Below are 14,466 nucleotides of genomic sequence, written 5' to 3'. Positions count from 1 at the left end.
CGTTACCGGCCGGTTAAGCGCTCGCCCGTGGTGGCATCGAACAAATGGCAGGTGGCCAAGTCCAAGCTGGCGGACATCGGCTGGCCAATCGGGGCGCGGAAATCCTTGTCGGTTTTCACACTCAGCAGCTGATCACCGACTTTGCAGGTCACCATGGTCGCATCACCCAACAGCTCGGTCGAAAAAATAGGGCCGTTTAAATGACCGCCCTGCTCCACTAAGTTGGCGTCCTCGGCACGGTAGCCCAGGGTAACCGGACCTTCGATGACCGCGGGCAGCCCCGGCAGGCGAATGTGCGAGTTGGTGAACACTCCGCCCTCCAGCGTGCCGTCCGTCAGGTTCATCGCCGGCGAGCCAATAAAGGCCGCCACAAAGGTATTGTTGGGGTGGTTGTAGACCTCTTCGGGTGTGCCAACCTGTTGGATCTCGCCCTGGCTCATGACCACGATGCGATCGGCCATGGTCATGGCTTCGATCTGGTCGTGGGTCACGTAAATGGTCGTTGTTTTGAGCTCGTGCTGCAGGTTCTTAATTTGCGCACGGGTGGACACTCGCAGCTTGGCGTCCAGGTTCGACAGCGGCTCGTCCATCAAAAACACGGTCGGCTCGCGCACGATGGCGCGGGCCAAGGCCACACGCTGACGCTGACCGCCGGACAAGGCCGCCGGCTTTCGGTCCAAAAAGGGTTCCAGTTCCACCATCGCGGCGGCGCGCATCACCCGTTCGTGGGCCGCGGCCTTGTCCTCACCGCGAATTTTCAATGGGAACCGAATGTTGTCGTACACCGTCATGGTCGGGTACAGCCCATACGACTGAAACACCATGGCAATGTCGCGGTCTTTGGGTTCCAAATTATTGACGACCCGATCGCCAATCATGACCTCGCCCTGGGTAATGTCTTCAAGCCCTGCAATCATGCGCATGGTCGTGGTCTTGCCACACCCGGACGGCCCCAACAACACCAAGAACTCCTGGTCTGCGATTTCGAGATTGAAGTCTTTAACGCCAACCGTCTTGCCCCAGCGCTTTTGTACATTTTTGAGTGAAATTGAAGCCATGATTAACCCTTAACTGCGCCGGCGGTCAGCCCGCTGACGATTTGTCGCTGAAAGAACATCACCAGGATAAACAGCGGCGCTGTGATCGAGACCACCGAGGACACCGCAAACATGACGTTGCCCTTGGTCTGAGTGGTGCCTAGGAAGCCGGCCAATTTCGGCACCATCGTTTTGTTTTCTTCGTTCAGCAGCATCGCGGTGACCGCGAAATCGTTGTACGCCAACAAAAAGCTGAACAATCCGGTGGTAATGACGCCCGGCCACATCACCGGAATAATCACCCGGCGAAAGGCCTGGAAACGTGTACAGCCGTCAACCATCGCCGACTCGTCCAACTCTTGCGGAATGTTTTTAAAGAACGAGGTCAGCATCCACAGCGTGAACGGCTGGTTAATCGCCACCAGCACGATGATCGAGGTCGGCAAGTGGCCCCACATATTGAGTTCAAAAAACGGCAGCATGTACCCCGACACCAGCGTGATCGGCGGCATCGCCCGAAATACCAGTGCAATCAACAGCACCCAAAATGCGTAGCGGTAGCCGCTGCGTGCCAGGGCGTAACCACCCAGCGTGCCAAAGGTCAGCGAAATACACACCGTCGCGACCACGACAATAAAGGTGTTCAGGCCGGCGCGCCAAAACTCCTCTTCTATCCAGGCGCCCTCGTAGCCTGCACCGGTAAATAACCCCCCGGTTTCAGCCAAGGTCATAACGCCGGTCAGGGCGTTGGTCCAGTCAGCTTTACTGAAAAAATCGGCTTCGACTTTGAACGAGCCCCAGGCCGTCCATAAAAATGGGAACGCAGCCATCACCAGCCAGATCACCAGGAAACTGTTGATCAGGACCTTAAGATAAAGCGGCTTTTGATCTTGGATGCTGCTACTCATTAGCGTGCCTTCCCATAGTCACGCCACGTCCGAACCAGGACCGGGCTTAGTAGAATAACGACGCCGACGATGGTCAGTACCGAGGTCGCAGCGGCCGACGAAAGCAGTTGAGTTTCGCCGCCTAAGTCACTGTAAATAAAGGAAGACAAGGACTGCGCGTGAGCCTGTGCATTGAAGCTAACGATGGGCTCAAAGACGCGAAAGTTATCCATAATTTTGATCAGCGCCATAAAGGTCGTCAACGGCACCAGGTGCGGAATGATAATGTGCCAGGTCTGTTGCCAGCGCGACGCACCGTCCAACTTGGCCGATTCAATCGAGTCCTGTGGAACGGTCTGAAGCCCTGCGTAATACACCACAAAAGCAAACGGGCAACTGGACCAAACCCCGTAAACGATTAAGGTCACCCACATCATTGGCGTCGAGGCCTTGAGCGACAAATTGGGGTCCGCCAGCAGTGACTGCAAAGCGACACCCAACACGCCCCGGGAATCGATCATCCAAAACAAAATCAGTGCGCCAACCAAGGGCGTCACAATCATCGGCAGCAACGAAAAGAAAATCGTCGGCCCACGTAAAACCTTTGGCAATCCATTAACGCCCAAGGCGATAAAGAATCCCAGGATAATGGCCATCGGTGTCACCACCGCGGTGTACGTCAGTGTGAATGACATAGCGCCGTAAAATGGCAGGTTAGTGGCTTTGTTATAAAAGTCACCAAAGCTTTCCGACGCCTGCCACGCGACACCGATTTCTTCGGTCGCCAAGTGGTTGCGGTCGGTGTAAATCTGAGTGCCCACGAAACGTCCGAGTGGCTCGTCGCCGCGTTTAGCGCGGGTGGCTTCCTGATCAACGGTCGTCGAGGTGGTGCAGCCAAAAATGCTGCAGTTTTCTACTTCTTTAATAACTTGTTCATGCGGTGCGTAGACCGACTGAATTACAACCGACACGATAGGCGCCGCGATAAACACCAGCATGGCCAATGCAGACGGCAACATGAACCAGAAAAACGAACGGTGTTTCATCGGATCACTTCTTTAATAGAAAAGGAAAACGCAGGGGCCCTAAAGCCCCCACGCGAGGTGTCGGCTTACAGGAAGCCTTTCTCTTTGGCCGCTGCCGTGTAGGCCGCTTCGATATCCATCAATGTCTGTTCGGCACTTTCCTTGCCGCTCAGAAAGTCCGCTACGTTGTCACCCAGTGCGGTGTGCAGCAAACCGTGGTAAGGCAACATTGGGTAAGGCGTGGTGCCCGCAGCAATCGCCGCAAACACACCTTCGTTGACCGGTGCCGGCGTGTAGCCATCGATCATCCAAACGGCCTGACCCATCGTGGTGTCATTCAAGATACCGGTGCTGGTGCCCGCTTTCAGCGCCAAGAAGGTCGCTTTGGCGTCCGCATCGGAAATGTTCTTGGATACCGTCCAGCCGTCCCACCACAGCGTTGATGCCGCATCCGAACCACCACCGACCGTCAGCGGACCGGCCACTTTGGTGTTGGTGTGTACCATGGCGTCTGACGACTCCGGATTCAGCAAGTTACCCGTGCGCGATCCCCACATGTTCATCATCGCAACATTACCCGCGGTCCATTCGTCCGACGTCAGGTTCGAGTCGTGCGTCAGGAAATCCGGGTTCATGTAACCGCTGAGGGCTTTTAGCATTTCCAGTGTTGCAACGCCCTGGGCGTTGTTCACGGCCACCTGTGCAGTGCCCGGCTGGTAAAACTCGCCGCCGTGGCCCAGGTACATGTTGGTGAATTCTTGAGCCAGGTTCCAACCCGCCGCGTAGGCGCCACCCAGTGGGTTTTCGAGGATGCCCATGGCACGAATTTTTTCGGCACCGGAGAGCATTTCTTCATAGCTGGTCGGCGGCGTCAGGCCAGCCTTTTCCAAGATGTCCGCGCGGTAAACCAGGTGCTGAGCGTTGGCCATGAACGCGACCGCCATGACGTCACCGCCAATGGTAATCAACTGCTTTTTAGGAATGTCTTGGCCGTACGCGGCGATCAAGTCGTTCAGCGGACGAATCACGTCTTCATTCATCAATGCAACGATTGACGAGTTGGCGACAATCGCGCTGGTGTATTCCGCAGGGTTACCACTCATGCCCGCCAGGTTAATTTTCTGGTGGTCTTTGGTCAGGTTGGTTTCAACTGTCGCCGAACCGTTGGCACAGGCCACGGCCGCAGCGCCAACCGTCTGAATGGCCGGAAATTCGTTGCCAACGATGCTGACGCGACCTTCGTTGAACCCACAGTTTGCAGCAAATGCGGATGCACTGGCGGCAGTCACAGCTGCGGCTAGCAGCGCTTTTTTCATAATTGTCATTTCTATTCGTCCTCCAGCAGACGGTTTATTAACTAGTCCAAAACAACATACGTCATTGAGGACGTCAGGCACTACCGAGGCGTCAACAACGCCCTGCGCTAGCGTCCGTGTTGCAGGCGCATACGCGCCAAGATGTCGATGTCCATCTGAAGCAAAATATGCAACATATCAATGGGCACCCAGTTCTCACGTAACTTGCCTTCGTGCTCTAAATAGAAATCCATGACCCGCATTTTGATTTGACGGCCGGTCGGTGATGTTCCCAGCCAATTGCCGCCCAGGTGGTTGCCGTAAACGCTGGGCCATCCGCCGGTCACGCTGTACGGACCATCGCCAATGCGAATGTAGTGATTACCACCGTCGCGATTGGGGAAGGCAATTCGAAATGGCAATTGATGGCCGTCCACGAAACCTTCAAGGCCACGCGTCGTGCCGATGCCACTTGGGCCGTACCACATGAATTTGTCGTGCCAGTAATCCTTTTGCGGCATCCGCAACAGACCGTCGCGGGTGTTGTCTTCCAGATCGTTGTACTGGCCTAGCACTTCCTGCATTTCGCGCATGAAGCGGACCGCCTCGGCCCCGCGCTCCGGATCAGTGCTGTCCAGCCGAACGCCATCGCCGGTAAACGGAGCCATCCAGCGCATTTCTAGTCCCATCGACGGCGGCAACGGCCAATAGCCGCTTTGGCGAATCACGTCCAGCACGTCAATGATCATGGTGGTTTGGACGATTTTGCCATCGCGTATTTGGTGGGCTTCGCCGTAGCGCACGGCCAAGGTCTTGCCAGTGGCGGGGATGTCTAACCAATCGGCTTTGAATGTGCCGCTGAGGTGACCGATACAGGCGACGAACTCCTCGCCTTCGTATTCGCCAGCCACCACGATGTCATCACGCCGCTCCATGTCGGGCATGGCCCGGGCCAGCGGCTGCCAAACATCGGTCAAAATTGCACTGCGTGAATCCAGCTCATTGATCGGGTGCGAGCCGCGCCAGGTCGCATCGGGGTGGTACAGCCGCTCAATGGTGGCGGCCATGTCGTCGACGCTGGACTGAGCCAGCGACTGAAGGCCGTCGAACAGGACGCGTTTGTTGGTGGTGTGGTTCATTGTGCTGGCGTTTTCCGCAATTTTTTATCGTTGGCAAAAAGGTACTGCATACGAATGCACAAAGTCTAGGCTGACGGTCTCTTTTTTCTAATCGCTGCCCTCCTCGGCATTAAATGCGTGCCAGACAAAGGCAAATGTCACGTGGTGCGGGACCAAAACGCGAGCCCGGGTCACCTGGACACTGCCCACCGCGCGGCCGGCTCGCAAGTCCGCTGTGTCCAGCGCCGAGCGCATGCCCGGTTGCCACTCGAACCGGTAACCGTCGCGCTCAACCACACCGGCGCGCTGCAAGTCCGGCCACGCAACCGCGGTGCGCCCGGCAACGGCAACCCGCTGCATGGGTGGAACACCCGCTGGCAACGGGCCCTGATATAAAAAAGGCCGAGATGATTGGTCGTAGCCTTGGTAAGGGTTGGCACCGTAGCGGCGGGCGTTCGGATCGTTCGGTATTAGCACCTGACCCTGCGGGTGGCGCACGGCAAAATCGGCAAAGGGTTCCAGCCGGTTGGCCACCAACGTTAACGACTGGCCGGTCATCGCGCCGGCAATCGCCTGCCCGGTGTATTGCTGCCACCAACTGTCACCGCCCCGGTCATACATGATCATGTCCGAATGCCGCAACAACCCAGTCGTTCCAAATTCAAGCGTTTTGCCCGCCACGCGCCGATCGAACACCAGTGCGGCGTTGCACAGCGGGCAATAGGTCACGGCGACCGGAATGCCGGCCACCCTGTCATTTACAATTTCATGCCAAATCAAAATGCGCAGGGGGTAGGCCCGCGCGACCTGATCAATAACCAAGGAAATGACCGGTTCGTCCGCGCCCAATTGGCTGGACGCCACGCTGGCGAACATCGGGTGATCAATGCTGGGTATGCCATCACGCCGCGGCCCCCCGCTGATAACGTCGGCCAGATCGACCGAGCACTGAGTGAAATCAGTCGCCGGCCAGGCCGAGGCTAAAAACGGCTGAGTCAGCGTGCATTGGGCGCCACCCGGTGCTGCGTGGGCCGCCATGACTGATACCAGCGTGATCCAAATTGCGTAACGCATACCCGCCCTCCGTGGTGCTTACCAGCATAGACCAGCGCAGCGTTGAGCAGTTCCGCTAGCGCGGGTTTAAGGTTGGGTCTTTGTGCCATACCGCGGTGATATCGAACCAAAACGTTCGAATCAGGCGTTTTTTCTCGACTCCTTGGATCTCGTCAATTTCAAATCGGACCCTGTCCAATACGCGCGGGCCCAATGTGACCAATTCACTGCCGACGAAACTGACGACCGTAAATCCAATGCCGCGCCCGACACAGCGCACGAATTGATGCTCGATGCTGACCAACTCCATTTCCGCGCCGCTGGGCTCGTACATCAGCACGACCGGGTCCTGGCGACTGCCGGTGCCGCCATAGATTGGCAGGTCGACATCGAACTGCTGGTAAAAGCGCTCGCGCGTGTCATCCGGGACGGGCGCTGCCAGTGGCACTAATAGTTCAAGGTTTTCAGCGGGATCTGGGAAGCCGTAACCAACCGGGATATGCCGAATGGCGTCTTTGAAGTAAGCCTTGGCGCCCTCGGTTTCGCCACCGTTTAGATAGCACAGGCCAATGTTGTTGTAGACGATGGCGGTGAAGGGCTCGCGCTTAAGCTCATTGAACATGACGTACTGGAACAACTCGGCGTCTTCTTGGCTAATGCCTTGGTGCTCAATGATTCGCGTCGCAATGCGTTCAAAATGGACATCCAGCGCACCGTGGTAGGCCTCGATCGCCGCGCCATGGTCGCCTCGTAGTTGCAGACTGTAAGCCCGCGCGCTGTGGGCTTGCTCCAACCCCGGCGAGCGCTCGATGACTCGATCCAACACCTCGATGGAACGGTCGTAATCCGCCGCACCCTGCAGCGCGATACCCAGCGCAACCAATGGCGCAAGCTGGTCAGGCGCCACGCGCAAAGCGGATTCTAAGGTTTCGACCGCAGCTTCGTGCTGGTGTTGGCCGCGTTGGGCGTCCGCCAACCACTGCAGCAACTGCCAGTCCTCAGGGGTCTGGACGAGTTGCGCGCTGGTAAGGTCGGTGGCGGTGGCATAGTCATGCGCTTTGAGCGCATCAATGATGGCGTGGTGTGATTGCATAGTGGCTCCGTCTAGGCGCTAATCCTAGCATCGCCGGGCCCTATCAGGCGATATGGTAGCGGCAGCGCGCGTAGTCAATCAGGGTCGATAAGCCAGCCGATTCGGTCAGGCGGTCGTGTAAGATCGATTTTGCCCGATCAGGATCCAGATTCGACATCAGCTCGATCAGCTCCATAAAGCGTCCGGAATCCCGGCTGGCAATCGAATGGTCCAATTCGTTTACTAAAAAGATCATCGCAGTTTCAATAGGTCGGTCCACAGTTGGGCCCTCCGTAGAATGGCGTTTAGGCTATCAGTACCGCGCCCTGAGCCCCATGAGTAAACGTGCGTATACAATACACCCAATACCATCACCCAAGGTTTTCCGCTAACGTGCTCAACTTAGTGCGGATTTTGGTCGATACTAAAAGTTATGCAGATAAAACATGTCAAACACCTGTCATTACTGGCCGCCGGCTGGATCAGCCTGGTAACCGGCGCCATCGGCTTGGTCGTGCCACTGTTGCCGACGACCGTGTTTTGGCTGATCGCGCTGTGGTGCTTTAGCCGCACCAACCCAGCCATGCAGCATTGGTTACGGACCCATCCACGGCTGGGCGAAACCTTGACTGATTTCGCCGATCACGGCGTCATTTGTCGGCGTGGTAAAGGGTTTGCGATTGGCGGTCTGTGGGTTAGTTTGTCACTCAGCCTATGGCTGGCACAGCCGCCCACCTGGTTATCCAGCGTTCTTGTGTTGGGCGCGATCGCACTGTCTCTTTTTCTAGCGACGCGGCCGCAGTGCCGACCCCACCTTCAATGCCCATTGGGAAACCATGCAAACACTGATTGATCGGCTTCGGCGTGACCTGCGACCGGACCAGCTTTTAAGCGACCTTGAATCGACGCGCGTCTACTCTAACGACGCCTACACGACGGCCCAGCAGCGCCCTGCCTTGGTGGCATTGCCCGAGTCGACTGAGGATGTGGTGGCGATTGTAAACGCGTGCCGCGATAGCGGTACCGCGCTGGTTACCCGAGGCGCGGGCACCGGGCTGTCCGGCGGCGCCACACCGATCGACGGCGCGCTGCTGTTAGTGACCACGCGCATGCGCACGATGGGCACGCGCCGTGGCCTAACATTGTGGGTCGAGCCGGGTGTTCGTAACCAAGCGATCAGCGAAGCGGTCGCCGCCGACGGACTGTATTTTGCCCCCGACCCCAGCTCTCAGGTCGCGTCCAGCATTGGCGGCAACGTGGCTGAAAATTCCGGCGGCATTCATTGCTGTAAATACGGTGTGACGGTCAATAACGTCTGCGCAGTCGAGGTCGTAACCAGTGACGGCGAGGTCCATCAATTCGGCTCCGAGGCGCTCGACAGCGAAGGCCTCGACTGCCTCGCCGCCATGCATGCCAGCGAAGGTTTGTTAGGCGTGGTGACGCGGGTGTGTGTCAAGCTGCGCCCGGTTCCGCCGGTCCAGCGTGTCATTGCGGCGGCATTCAGCGACCTGTTTGTGGCCTCGGATGCGGTTGCCCAATTGTTCAGTGCGGGCATCATGCCGGCGGCCATCGAAGTGGTCGACGGCAACTTAATTCGCGCGGTTAACACGCTACTGGATGCCGGTTTCCCGGACGATGCCGGTGGCATGGTGTTGGTCGAGCTGGACGGGGTTGAAGCCGAAGTCAACGAAACCATTGCCCAGGCCCGAGCGGTCCTTGAACCCCTTGCCAGCAGCCTGGATATCAGTCGCGACGAAGCCCACCGACTGCACCTTTGGAAAGTCCGCAAAGCGGCCTTCCCTGCCATGGCGATGCAATCCCCGGACGTGCTGGTGCTGGACGCCACCGTGCCACGCCGCGCCATGGCGCCGGCCCTGGTGGCGATTAGCGAGGCTGCGGAGCGCGCAGGCTTTCGGGTCTGGAATGCCTACCATGCCGGCGACGGCAACTTGCATCCCTCGGTCTTGTTTGACGCGGCCGCCGACGAAACCGATGCGGCGCACGGGCTGGGCGCGCTGGCCCTGCAAATCTGTTTGGATCATGGCGGCACTATCACCGGCGAGCACGGTATCGGCATCGAAAAAGTTGATTACATGTGCCTGCAGTTCAGCCAAGCCGAAAACGCCCAGTTTCACGCGTTCAAAGGCGCGTTCGACGGCACCGGCTTGCTTAACCCCGGCAAGGCCATCCCGACACCGCACCGCTGCGCTGAGGGCGGGGCATTGCACGTGCATGACGGACAGTTCCCCCACCCCGAGCTGGAGCGCTTTTAACTAGCGCCCAAAGCGCGCGCCCAGCATCAGCAGGCACGGGGTCAGAAACAGCGTCAGCACCGTTGCGAAGGTCAATCCGCCAGCAATGGCGCTACTGAGCTGGACCCACCACTGACTGGACGGCGCACCGACCAGCACCGACAGATCAAACAGGTCAATCGTCAGTGCAAATACCATCGGCATCAGCCCCAACACCGTGGTTACCGACGTTAGCAACACCGGGCGCATACGCTGTGCGGCGGTGCGCAAAATCGCTTCGCGTGGGTCATGGATGCGCGCACGGAACTCGTTGTAGGTATCGATCAAGACGATGTTGTTGTTGACCACAATGCCGGCCAACGCGATCACCCCAATCCCGCCCATGACGATGCCAAAGGGCTGCCCCGTGATCATCAGCCCCAGCAGCACACCCGCGGTTGAAAACACGATCGCACTCATCACCAATAAGGCCTGGTAGAAACTGTTGAACTGAGTCAGCAAGATCACCAGCATCGCCAGAATGGCAGTCGCAAATGCCTTGCCTAAAAACGCACCGGCTTCGGCTTGGTCTTCGTTTTCACCCTTGAACGTTAACTGCACGCCCGCGGGCAACTCGACATCCGACAACGCCGCCTGAATGTCCTCCAACGCCTTGGCGGGTAACACGCCATCGGCGACATCGCTCTCGATGGTCATAATGCGGCGGCCATCGGCACGCTCGATTTGACCGGTTTTGTCGGCAGGCTTCAGCGTGACGAAGTTTTCAACTGGGATGGCCCCATAGGCTGTGGGCACACGCAAACGGGACAGCTGTCCCAGATCGCGCTGGTACTCGGGGAAGCGCAAGCGCACCTCGATTTCGTCCTCGCTGTCGTCCGGCCGATAATCGGTCAGCAAAATGCCCGACGTCATCATCTGGACGCTGGACCCCAACAACGCCACATTGGCGCCGTACTGCGCGGCTTGTTCGCGGTCCACTTCCAAACGCCATTCGATGCTGGGCAGTGGGCGCGAATCTTGGGTGTCGACCAAGCCGTCGACGCTTTCAAGTTGTGCACGCACCCGTGCAACCGCCTCAGCCAAGTCCACCAGATCCAGCCCCGACAGTTCCATATTGATCGGTTTACCGCCACCGGGGCCGGATTCCGGTTCGCGGATTTGGACTTGGATACCGGCAATGCTCTGTGCCGCCTCGCGCAGCACCGGGATAATCTCCGACGCCGGCGGACGGTCCTGCCAATCCATCAGGTCCAACTGAATCACGCCAATGGCATCGGCCGGCAATTGGCTGCCCGCCCCGCCGCCCGTCACCGTGCGCGCATACACCGAATTTAATCCCTCGGCACTCAGCATTTTTTGCTCGACTCGGCGCACTAACGCATCGCGCTCATCGATCGAAAAATCGCCACGGGCTTGGACCTGAACTTGCAGGAACTCGGGTTCAATCGAGGGGAAAAACTCAACACCGCGGCCAAACACGCCGTACGCGGCGTAGCTGGCCCCGATGCCCAGCAACAAACCGACGAATACTTTGGCCGGGTGATTGACCAAGGTACCCAAAACGCGGATATAGCCGCCGGTAAAGCCGCCCAAGCTATACAGCGAGCCGGTCTCGGCGATGTCCGGGACAGCGTTAATTTGGCCGCGGCGAAAGCGCGCCAACGCCGCGCCCAATACCGGAATGAATACCAGCGCCATGCCCAGTGACGCGGCCAGCGTAATGATCACCGTCATCGGCAAATACTTCATGAACTCACCGACAATACCCGGCCACACGGTCAACGGCATAAACACGGTTAAGGTGGTCGCGGTCGACGCGATGATCGGCCAGGTCATGCGTTTGGCAGCGTCGGCATAGGCGGCCTTGGGTTCGGCCCCGGCGGCCAACTTTCGGTCCGCCAACTCGACCGTGACAATGGCGCCGTCAACTAACATGCCGACGACCAAAATCAGGCTGAACAAGACCACAATGTTGAGCGTAAACCCGAGTGCTTGAAGGACCACCATGCCGGCCAGGAACGATCCCGGAATGGCCAGGCCCACCAAGATCGACGAGCGCACCCCGAGGAAAAACACAACGATGACCATCACCAACACAATCGCCGTGACCACGTTGTTTTCCAAGTCACCCAACATCGATTTGATGTCATCGGATTTATCTTGGAGGTACGACACCTGCACGTTTTGTGGCCACTCAGGCTGGGTTTGAGCGATCGCCATGACCTGACGAATGGCGCCGATGGTGGCAATAATATTGGCACCACTGCGTTTTTTGATTTCCAGCGAGACCGCACTTTCACCGCCTAATCGGGCGTAACCCGTGGGGTCCTTAAAGGTGCGCCGGATGTCCGCGACGTCCGAGAACGTCACCACCTGTGAACCGTCGACCTTGATCGGCAGCGACAGCAGATCTTCGATGTCTTCAATGATCCCGGGCACCTTAAAGACCAAACGACCGGCGCCGTTGTCCATCGCGCCCGGCGCGACTAGCTGGTTGTTCAGGCTGACGAACTGGGCCACTTCGGACAATGAAATCTGGTAGGACTCCAGGGTTTGTGCATCCACTGTGACTTCGAGCAACTCTTCACGATCGCCGCCCAAATCGACTTCTAAGACACCCGGCAACGCCTCAATTTCGTCGCGTAAACGCTTGGCCAACGCAATCAGCGCACGTTCCGGGACCTCGCCGGACAGCACCAAGGTCAGAACCGGGAACAACGCCGTGTTGATCTCGTTGACCTTGGGCTTGACCGAGTCGGGTAACTCCGCCTCGGCGGCATCCGTTTTTTCGCGCACATCCAACAAGGCCTGGTCGGCATCAAAGCCCGCATCAAACTCCAACACGACTGAGGCATAGCCTTCAGATGCATTCGAGGTCATGGTCTTAACCCCCTCAATTGACTGAAGTTCTTTTTCCAGGGGTTTAACCAGCAAACGCTCTGCGTCTTGCGGGCTGATGCCGTCGTAGCTAGCCGAGACATAGATAATCGGGATCGGAATGTCCGGTTCGGCTTCCTTGGGAATGCTGAAATAAGCGCTGGTTCCGGCCAACAAAATCATCACAAATAAGGTGATGACCGTGCGCGTACGACTGAATGCGGCATCGATCAGTGCGTTCACAGGGCGTCACTCACCGGCACGACTTCAACGCCGGTGGCGACAAACCCGCCACCCACGGTAATCAAATCAAGTGCCGCGGGGGCACCCGCGACGTAGACCCCTTGGCCCTCGGCCTTGACTACTTCGACCGGGTAAAAGGTAACCCGGTTGTTACCATCGACCGCCTTTAACCCGAGTTGCCCTGCACTGTCCAAAAACAAGCTGGCCGGTGACACAAAATGCGTCGTCGCCTGCCCGGTAGGGATATCGACACGCGCGGTCATACCTTCGCGCAGCCCATTCAGATCACCCTGAATGGCCACTTCAACATCAAAGGTTCGGGTCTGCGGATTGGCACGTTGGCCAATCAGCGCCAATACCCCACTGTACTGGCGAACACCGGCGACCATCACCGACACCTCGGTGCCCACCGTCAAATCGAATACAGCCTGTTGCGGCACGTCGACCACGGCTTTAAAGCCACCTTGATCGACCAGCGACATGATCGCGGTGTTGTTACCCAATGCGCTGCCCTGTTCGATCGTCAGGCCCTCAACACGGCCGGCGAATGGCGCTCGAATATCAGCACGGTCCTGCTCGACCTGGGCGCTGTCACGGGCCGCTTCGGCGGCGCGCACGGCGCTCAATGCATTGTCCAGTACAGCCCGTGGTTGCAACTGGCGCTCCACCAAAGCCGCGGCACGCTGATAGTCCGCACGCGCACTGCTTAGTGCGACGTTGGCTTGGGTCAAGCGCGCGGCACGGTCGTTGTTGGCCAACGACACCAGCAAATCCCCAGCCTTAACCACCTGCCCTTCGGACACCAACAACTTGGACACCGTACCGGCAGTCTGGGTCGCTATGGTGACGCTGCGCGACGCCTCCAGCTCGCCAAACGCCACCGTGCTCAATGCCGTCGGCTGGGCGGTGATCGCCTCGACCTGGACGCGCATCGGTTCGGCGGCGACCAGCGGCAAGCTGACCAAAACGGTGAGGGCTAGGACAAAGGATTTCATGGGTTCTCCAAAAATGGGCCGGCGCTGATCGCCGTAAAAGTCGATAAACAGGTTTGTTCAATCACGGCGGTGCTCAAATGCTCACCGCGTGCCTGGCGCAGGGCCAAATGGCCAAGGGTCTCGAAGGTTAAGAGCCCCAGTACGTCGTTGGGCAGGTCAACCCAGTAGCCTTGCGCACGACCGCGATCAAAGAAATCGGTAATTGGGGCAAACAACGCCGCCTTGGCGAGCAATAACGTTTCGCTGCGCTGACGCGGCAACAGTTCAAACTGAAATTGGCTGAGTACGTGGGTCGGATTGGCCTCGCAATGGCGCCATAGCCTGTGCCACCAGCGCTGGTATTGGGCAAAATCCAAGTCGTGTTCGTCGGCCACAAACAGGCAGCGGGCAACGCCGGTCAGGACGTGTAAATAGGCCGCTTCGAGCAGTGCCTCGCGGTCCGTAAAATGCCGATAGGCGGTGCCGGCCGCGACACCCGCTTCGCCGGCCAGGTCTTTCATGGAAAAACCATCAAAGCCATGGCGGGCGATCAGCGTTAGCGCAGCGGTCAACAGTTTGTCGGGGGTTGTGGTCATTTGGCTAGCATTCGTTAAAGTGAATGAATGTTCACTC

13 protein-coding genes are annotated in these 14,466 nt (G+C 58.2%); 2 read left to right on the top strand and 11 right to left on the bottom strand.

The window, feature by feature from the left end; genetic code table 11:
* Positions 1-2: 2 nt before the first annotated feature.
* From GH975_RS06010 to GH975_RS05975, 8 genes are all read right to left on the bottom strand, one after another.
* Positions 3-1,058, bottom strand: a complete 1,056-nt coding sequence (locus GH975_RS06010; RefSeq protein ID WP_153713656.1) for an ABC transporter ATP-binding protein — start codon at positions 1,056-1,058, stop codon at positions 3-5.
* 2 nt (positions 1,059-1,060) lie between these two features.
* Entirely contained in the window at positions 1,061-1,945 is an 885-nt protein-coding gene (locus GH975_RS06005; protein ID WP_153713655.1) for a carbohydrate ABC transporter permease, read from the bottom strand.
* A complete protein-coding gene (locus GH975_RS06000) occupies positions 1,945-2,970 on the bottom strand; it encodes a carbohydrate ABC transporter permease (RefSeq protein WP_153713654.1) in 1,026 nt (341 codons plus the stop codon). The genes GH975_RS06005 and GH975_RS06000 overlap by 1 nt, the downstream gene beginning before the upstream one ends.
* Positions 2,971-3,035: 65 nt before the next feature.
* Positions 3,036-4,274, bottom strand: coding sequence for an ABC transporter substrate-binding protein (locus tag GH975_RS05995; protein WP_153713653.1), 1,239 nt, complete (start codon positions 4,272-4,274; stop codon positions 3,036-3,038).
* A 98-nt stretch (positions 4,275-4,372) separates the two neighbouring features.
* A complete protein-coding gene (locus GH975_RS05990; RefSeq protein WP_153713652.1) occupies positions 4,373-5,383 on the bottom strand; it encodes an ester cyclase in 1,011 nt (336 codons plus the stop codon).
* 87 nt (positions 5,384-5,470) lie between these two features.
* Entirely contained in the window at positions 5,471-6,436 is a 966-nt protein-coding gene (locus GH975_RS05985) for a DUF3179 domain-containing protein (protein ID WP_153713651.1), read from the bottom strand.
* Positions 6,437-6,491: 55 nt separating this feature from the next.
* The gene (locus GH975_RS05980; RefSeq protein WP_153713650.1) at positions 6,492-7,508 is read right to left on the bottom strand and encodes a tetratricopeptide repeat protein; all 1,017 of its coding nucleotides are present in this window, start codon (positions 7,506-7,508) and stop codon (positions 6,492-6,494) included.
* Between the two features lie 43 nt (positions 7,509-7,551).
* The gene (locus GH975_RS05975; protein ID WP_153713649.1) at positions 7,552-7,767 is read right to left on the bottom strand and encodes a hypothetical protein; all 216 of its coding nucleotides are present in this window, start codon (positions 7,765-7,767) and stop codon (positions 7,552-7,554) included.
* Between the two features lie 153 nt (positions 7,768-7,920).
* Between GH975_RS05975 and GH975_RS05970 the strand changes: the two genes are divergently transcribed.
* Together GH975_RS05970 and GH975_RS05965 are read left to right on the top strand one after the other, a co-directional pair.
* Positions 7,921-8,340, top strand: a complete 420-nt coding sequence (locus GH975_RS05970) for a YbaN family protein (protein ID WP_153713648.1) — start codon at positions 7,921-7,923, stop codon at positions 8,338-8,340.
* Complete coding sequence (locus GH975_RS05965; protein WP_153713647.1) at positions 8,324-9,760, top strand: FAD-linked oxidase C-terminal domain-containing protein; 1,437 nt, start codon at positions 8,324-8,326, stop codon at positions 9,758-9,760. The genes GH975_RS05970 and GH975_RS05965 overlap by 17 nt, the downstream gene beginning before the upstream one ends.
* Here GH975_RS05965 and GH975_RS05960 read toward each other — a convergent pair whose 3' ends face one another.
* The 3 genes from GH975_RS05960 to GH975_RS05950 are packed head-to-tail and all read right to left on the bottom strand — an operon-like array spanning position 9,761 to position 14,429.
* Positions 9,761-12,859 (bottom strand): efflux RND transporter permease subunit, encoded by a 3,099-nt coding sequence (locus tag GH975_RS05960; protein WP_153713646.1) that lies wholly within the window; start codon positions 12,857-12,859, stop codon positions 9,761-9,763.
* A complete protein-coding gene (locus GH975_RS05955) occupies positions 12,856-13,854 on the bottom strand; it encodes an efflux RND transporter periplasmic adaptor subunit (protein ID WP_153713645.1) in 999 nt (332 codons plus the stop codon). The genes GH975_RS05960 and GH975_RS05955 overlap by 4 nt, the downstream gene beginning before the upstream one ends.
* Positions 13,851-14,429: a TetR/AcrR family transcriptional regulator gene (locus GH975_RS05950; RefSeq protein ID WP_153713644.1), complete on the bottom strand. Its 579-nt coding sequence runs from the start codon at positions 14,427-14,429 to the stop codon at positions 13,851-13,853. Before GH975_RS05950 ends, GH975_RS05955 begins: the two co-directional genes overlap by 4 nt.
* Positions 14,430-14,466 lie beyond the last annotated feature (37 nt).

Origin of the sequence: Litorivicinus lipolyticus (assembly GCF_009650135.1) — a bacterium.
Classification (GTDB): domain Bacteria; phylum Pseudomonadota; class Gammaproteobacteria; order Pseudomonadales; family Litorivicinaceae; genus Litorivicinus; species Litorivicinus lipolyticus.
Note: the sequence above shows the minus strand (reverse complement) of the source record. Positions and strands in the feature narration are given on the sequence as shown.

Excerpts from the sequence above, each read along its gene's own strand:
- GH975_RS05980 (WP_153713650.1), bottom strand. The coding sequence starts at position 7,508 with ATGCAATCACACCACGCCATCATTGATGCGCTCAAAGCGCATGACTAT.
- GH975_RS05965 (WP_153713647.1), top strand. The coding sequence starts at position 8,324 with ATGCAAACACTGATTGATCGGCTTCGGCGTGACCTGCGACCGGACCAG.
- GH975_RS06010 (WP_153713656.1), bottom strand. The coding sequence starts at position 1,058 with ATGGCTTCAATTTCACTCAAAAATGTACAAAAGCGCTGGGGCAAGACG.
- GH975_RS05995 (WP_153713653.1), bottom strand. The coding sequence starts at position 4,274 with ATGACAATTATGAAAAAAGCGCTGCTAGCCGCAGCTGTGACTGCCGCC.
- GH975_RS05950 (WP_153713644.1), bottom strand. The coding sequence starts at position 14,429 with ATGACCACAACCCCCGACAAACTGTTGACCGCTGCGCTAACGCTGATC.
- GH975_RS06005 (WP_153713655.1), bottom strand. The coding sequence starts at position 1,945 with ATGAGTAGCAGCATCCAAGATCAAAAGCCGCTTTATCTTAAGGTCCTG.
- GH975_RS05970 (WP_153713648.1), top strand. The coding sequence starts at position 7,921 with ATGCAGATAAAACATGTCAAACACCTGTCATTACTGGCCGCCGGCTGG.
- GH975_RS06000 (WP_153713654.1), bottom strand. The coding sequence starts at position 2,970 with ATGAAACACCGTTCGTTTTTCTGGTTCATGTTGCCGTCTGCATTGGCC.
- GH975_RS05990 (WP_153713652.1), bottom strand. The coding sequence starts at position 5,383 with ATGAACCACACCACCAACAAACGCGTCCTGTTCGACGGCCTTCAGTCG.
- GH975_RS05985 (WP_153713651.1), bottom strand. The coding sequence starts at position 6,436 with ATGCGTTACGCAATTTGGATCACGCTGGTATCAGTCATGGCGGCCCAC.
- GH975_RS05955 (WP_153713645.1), bottom strand. The coding sequence starts at position 13,854 with ATGAAATCCTTTGTCCTAGCCCTCACCGTTTTGGTCAGCTTGCCGCTG.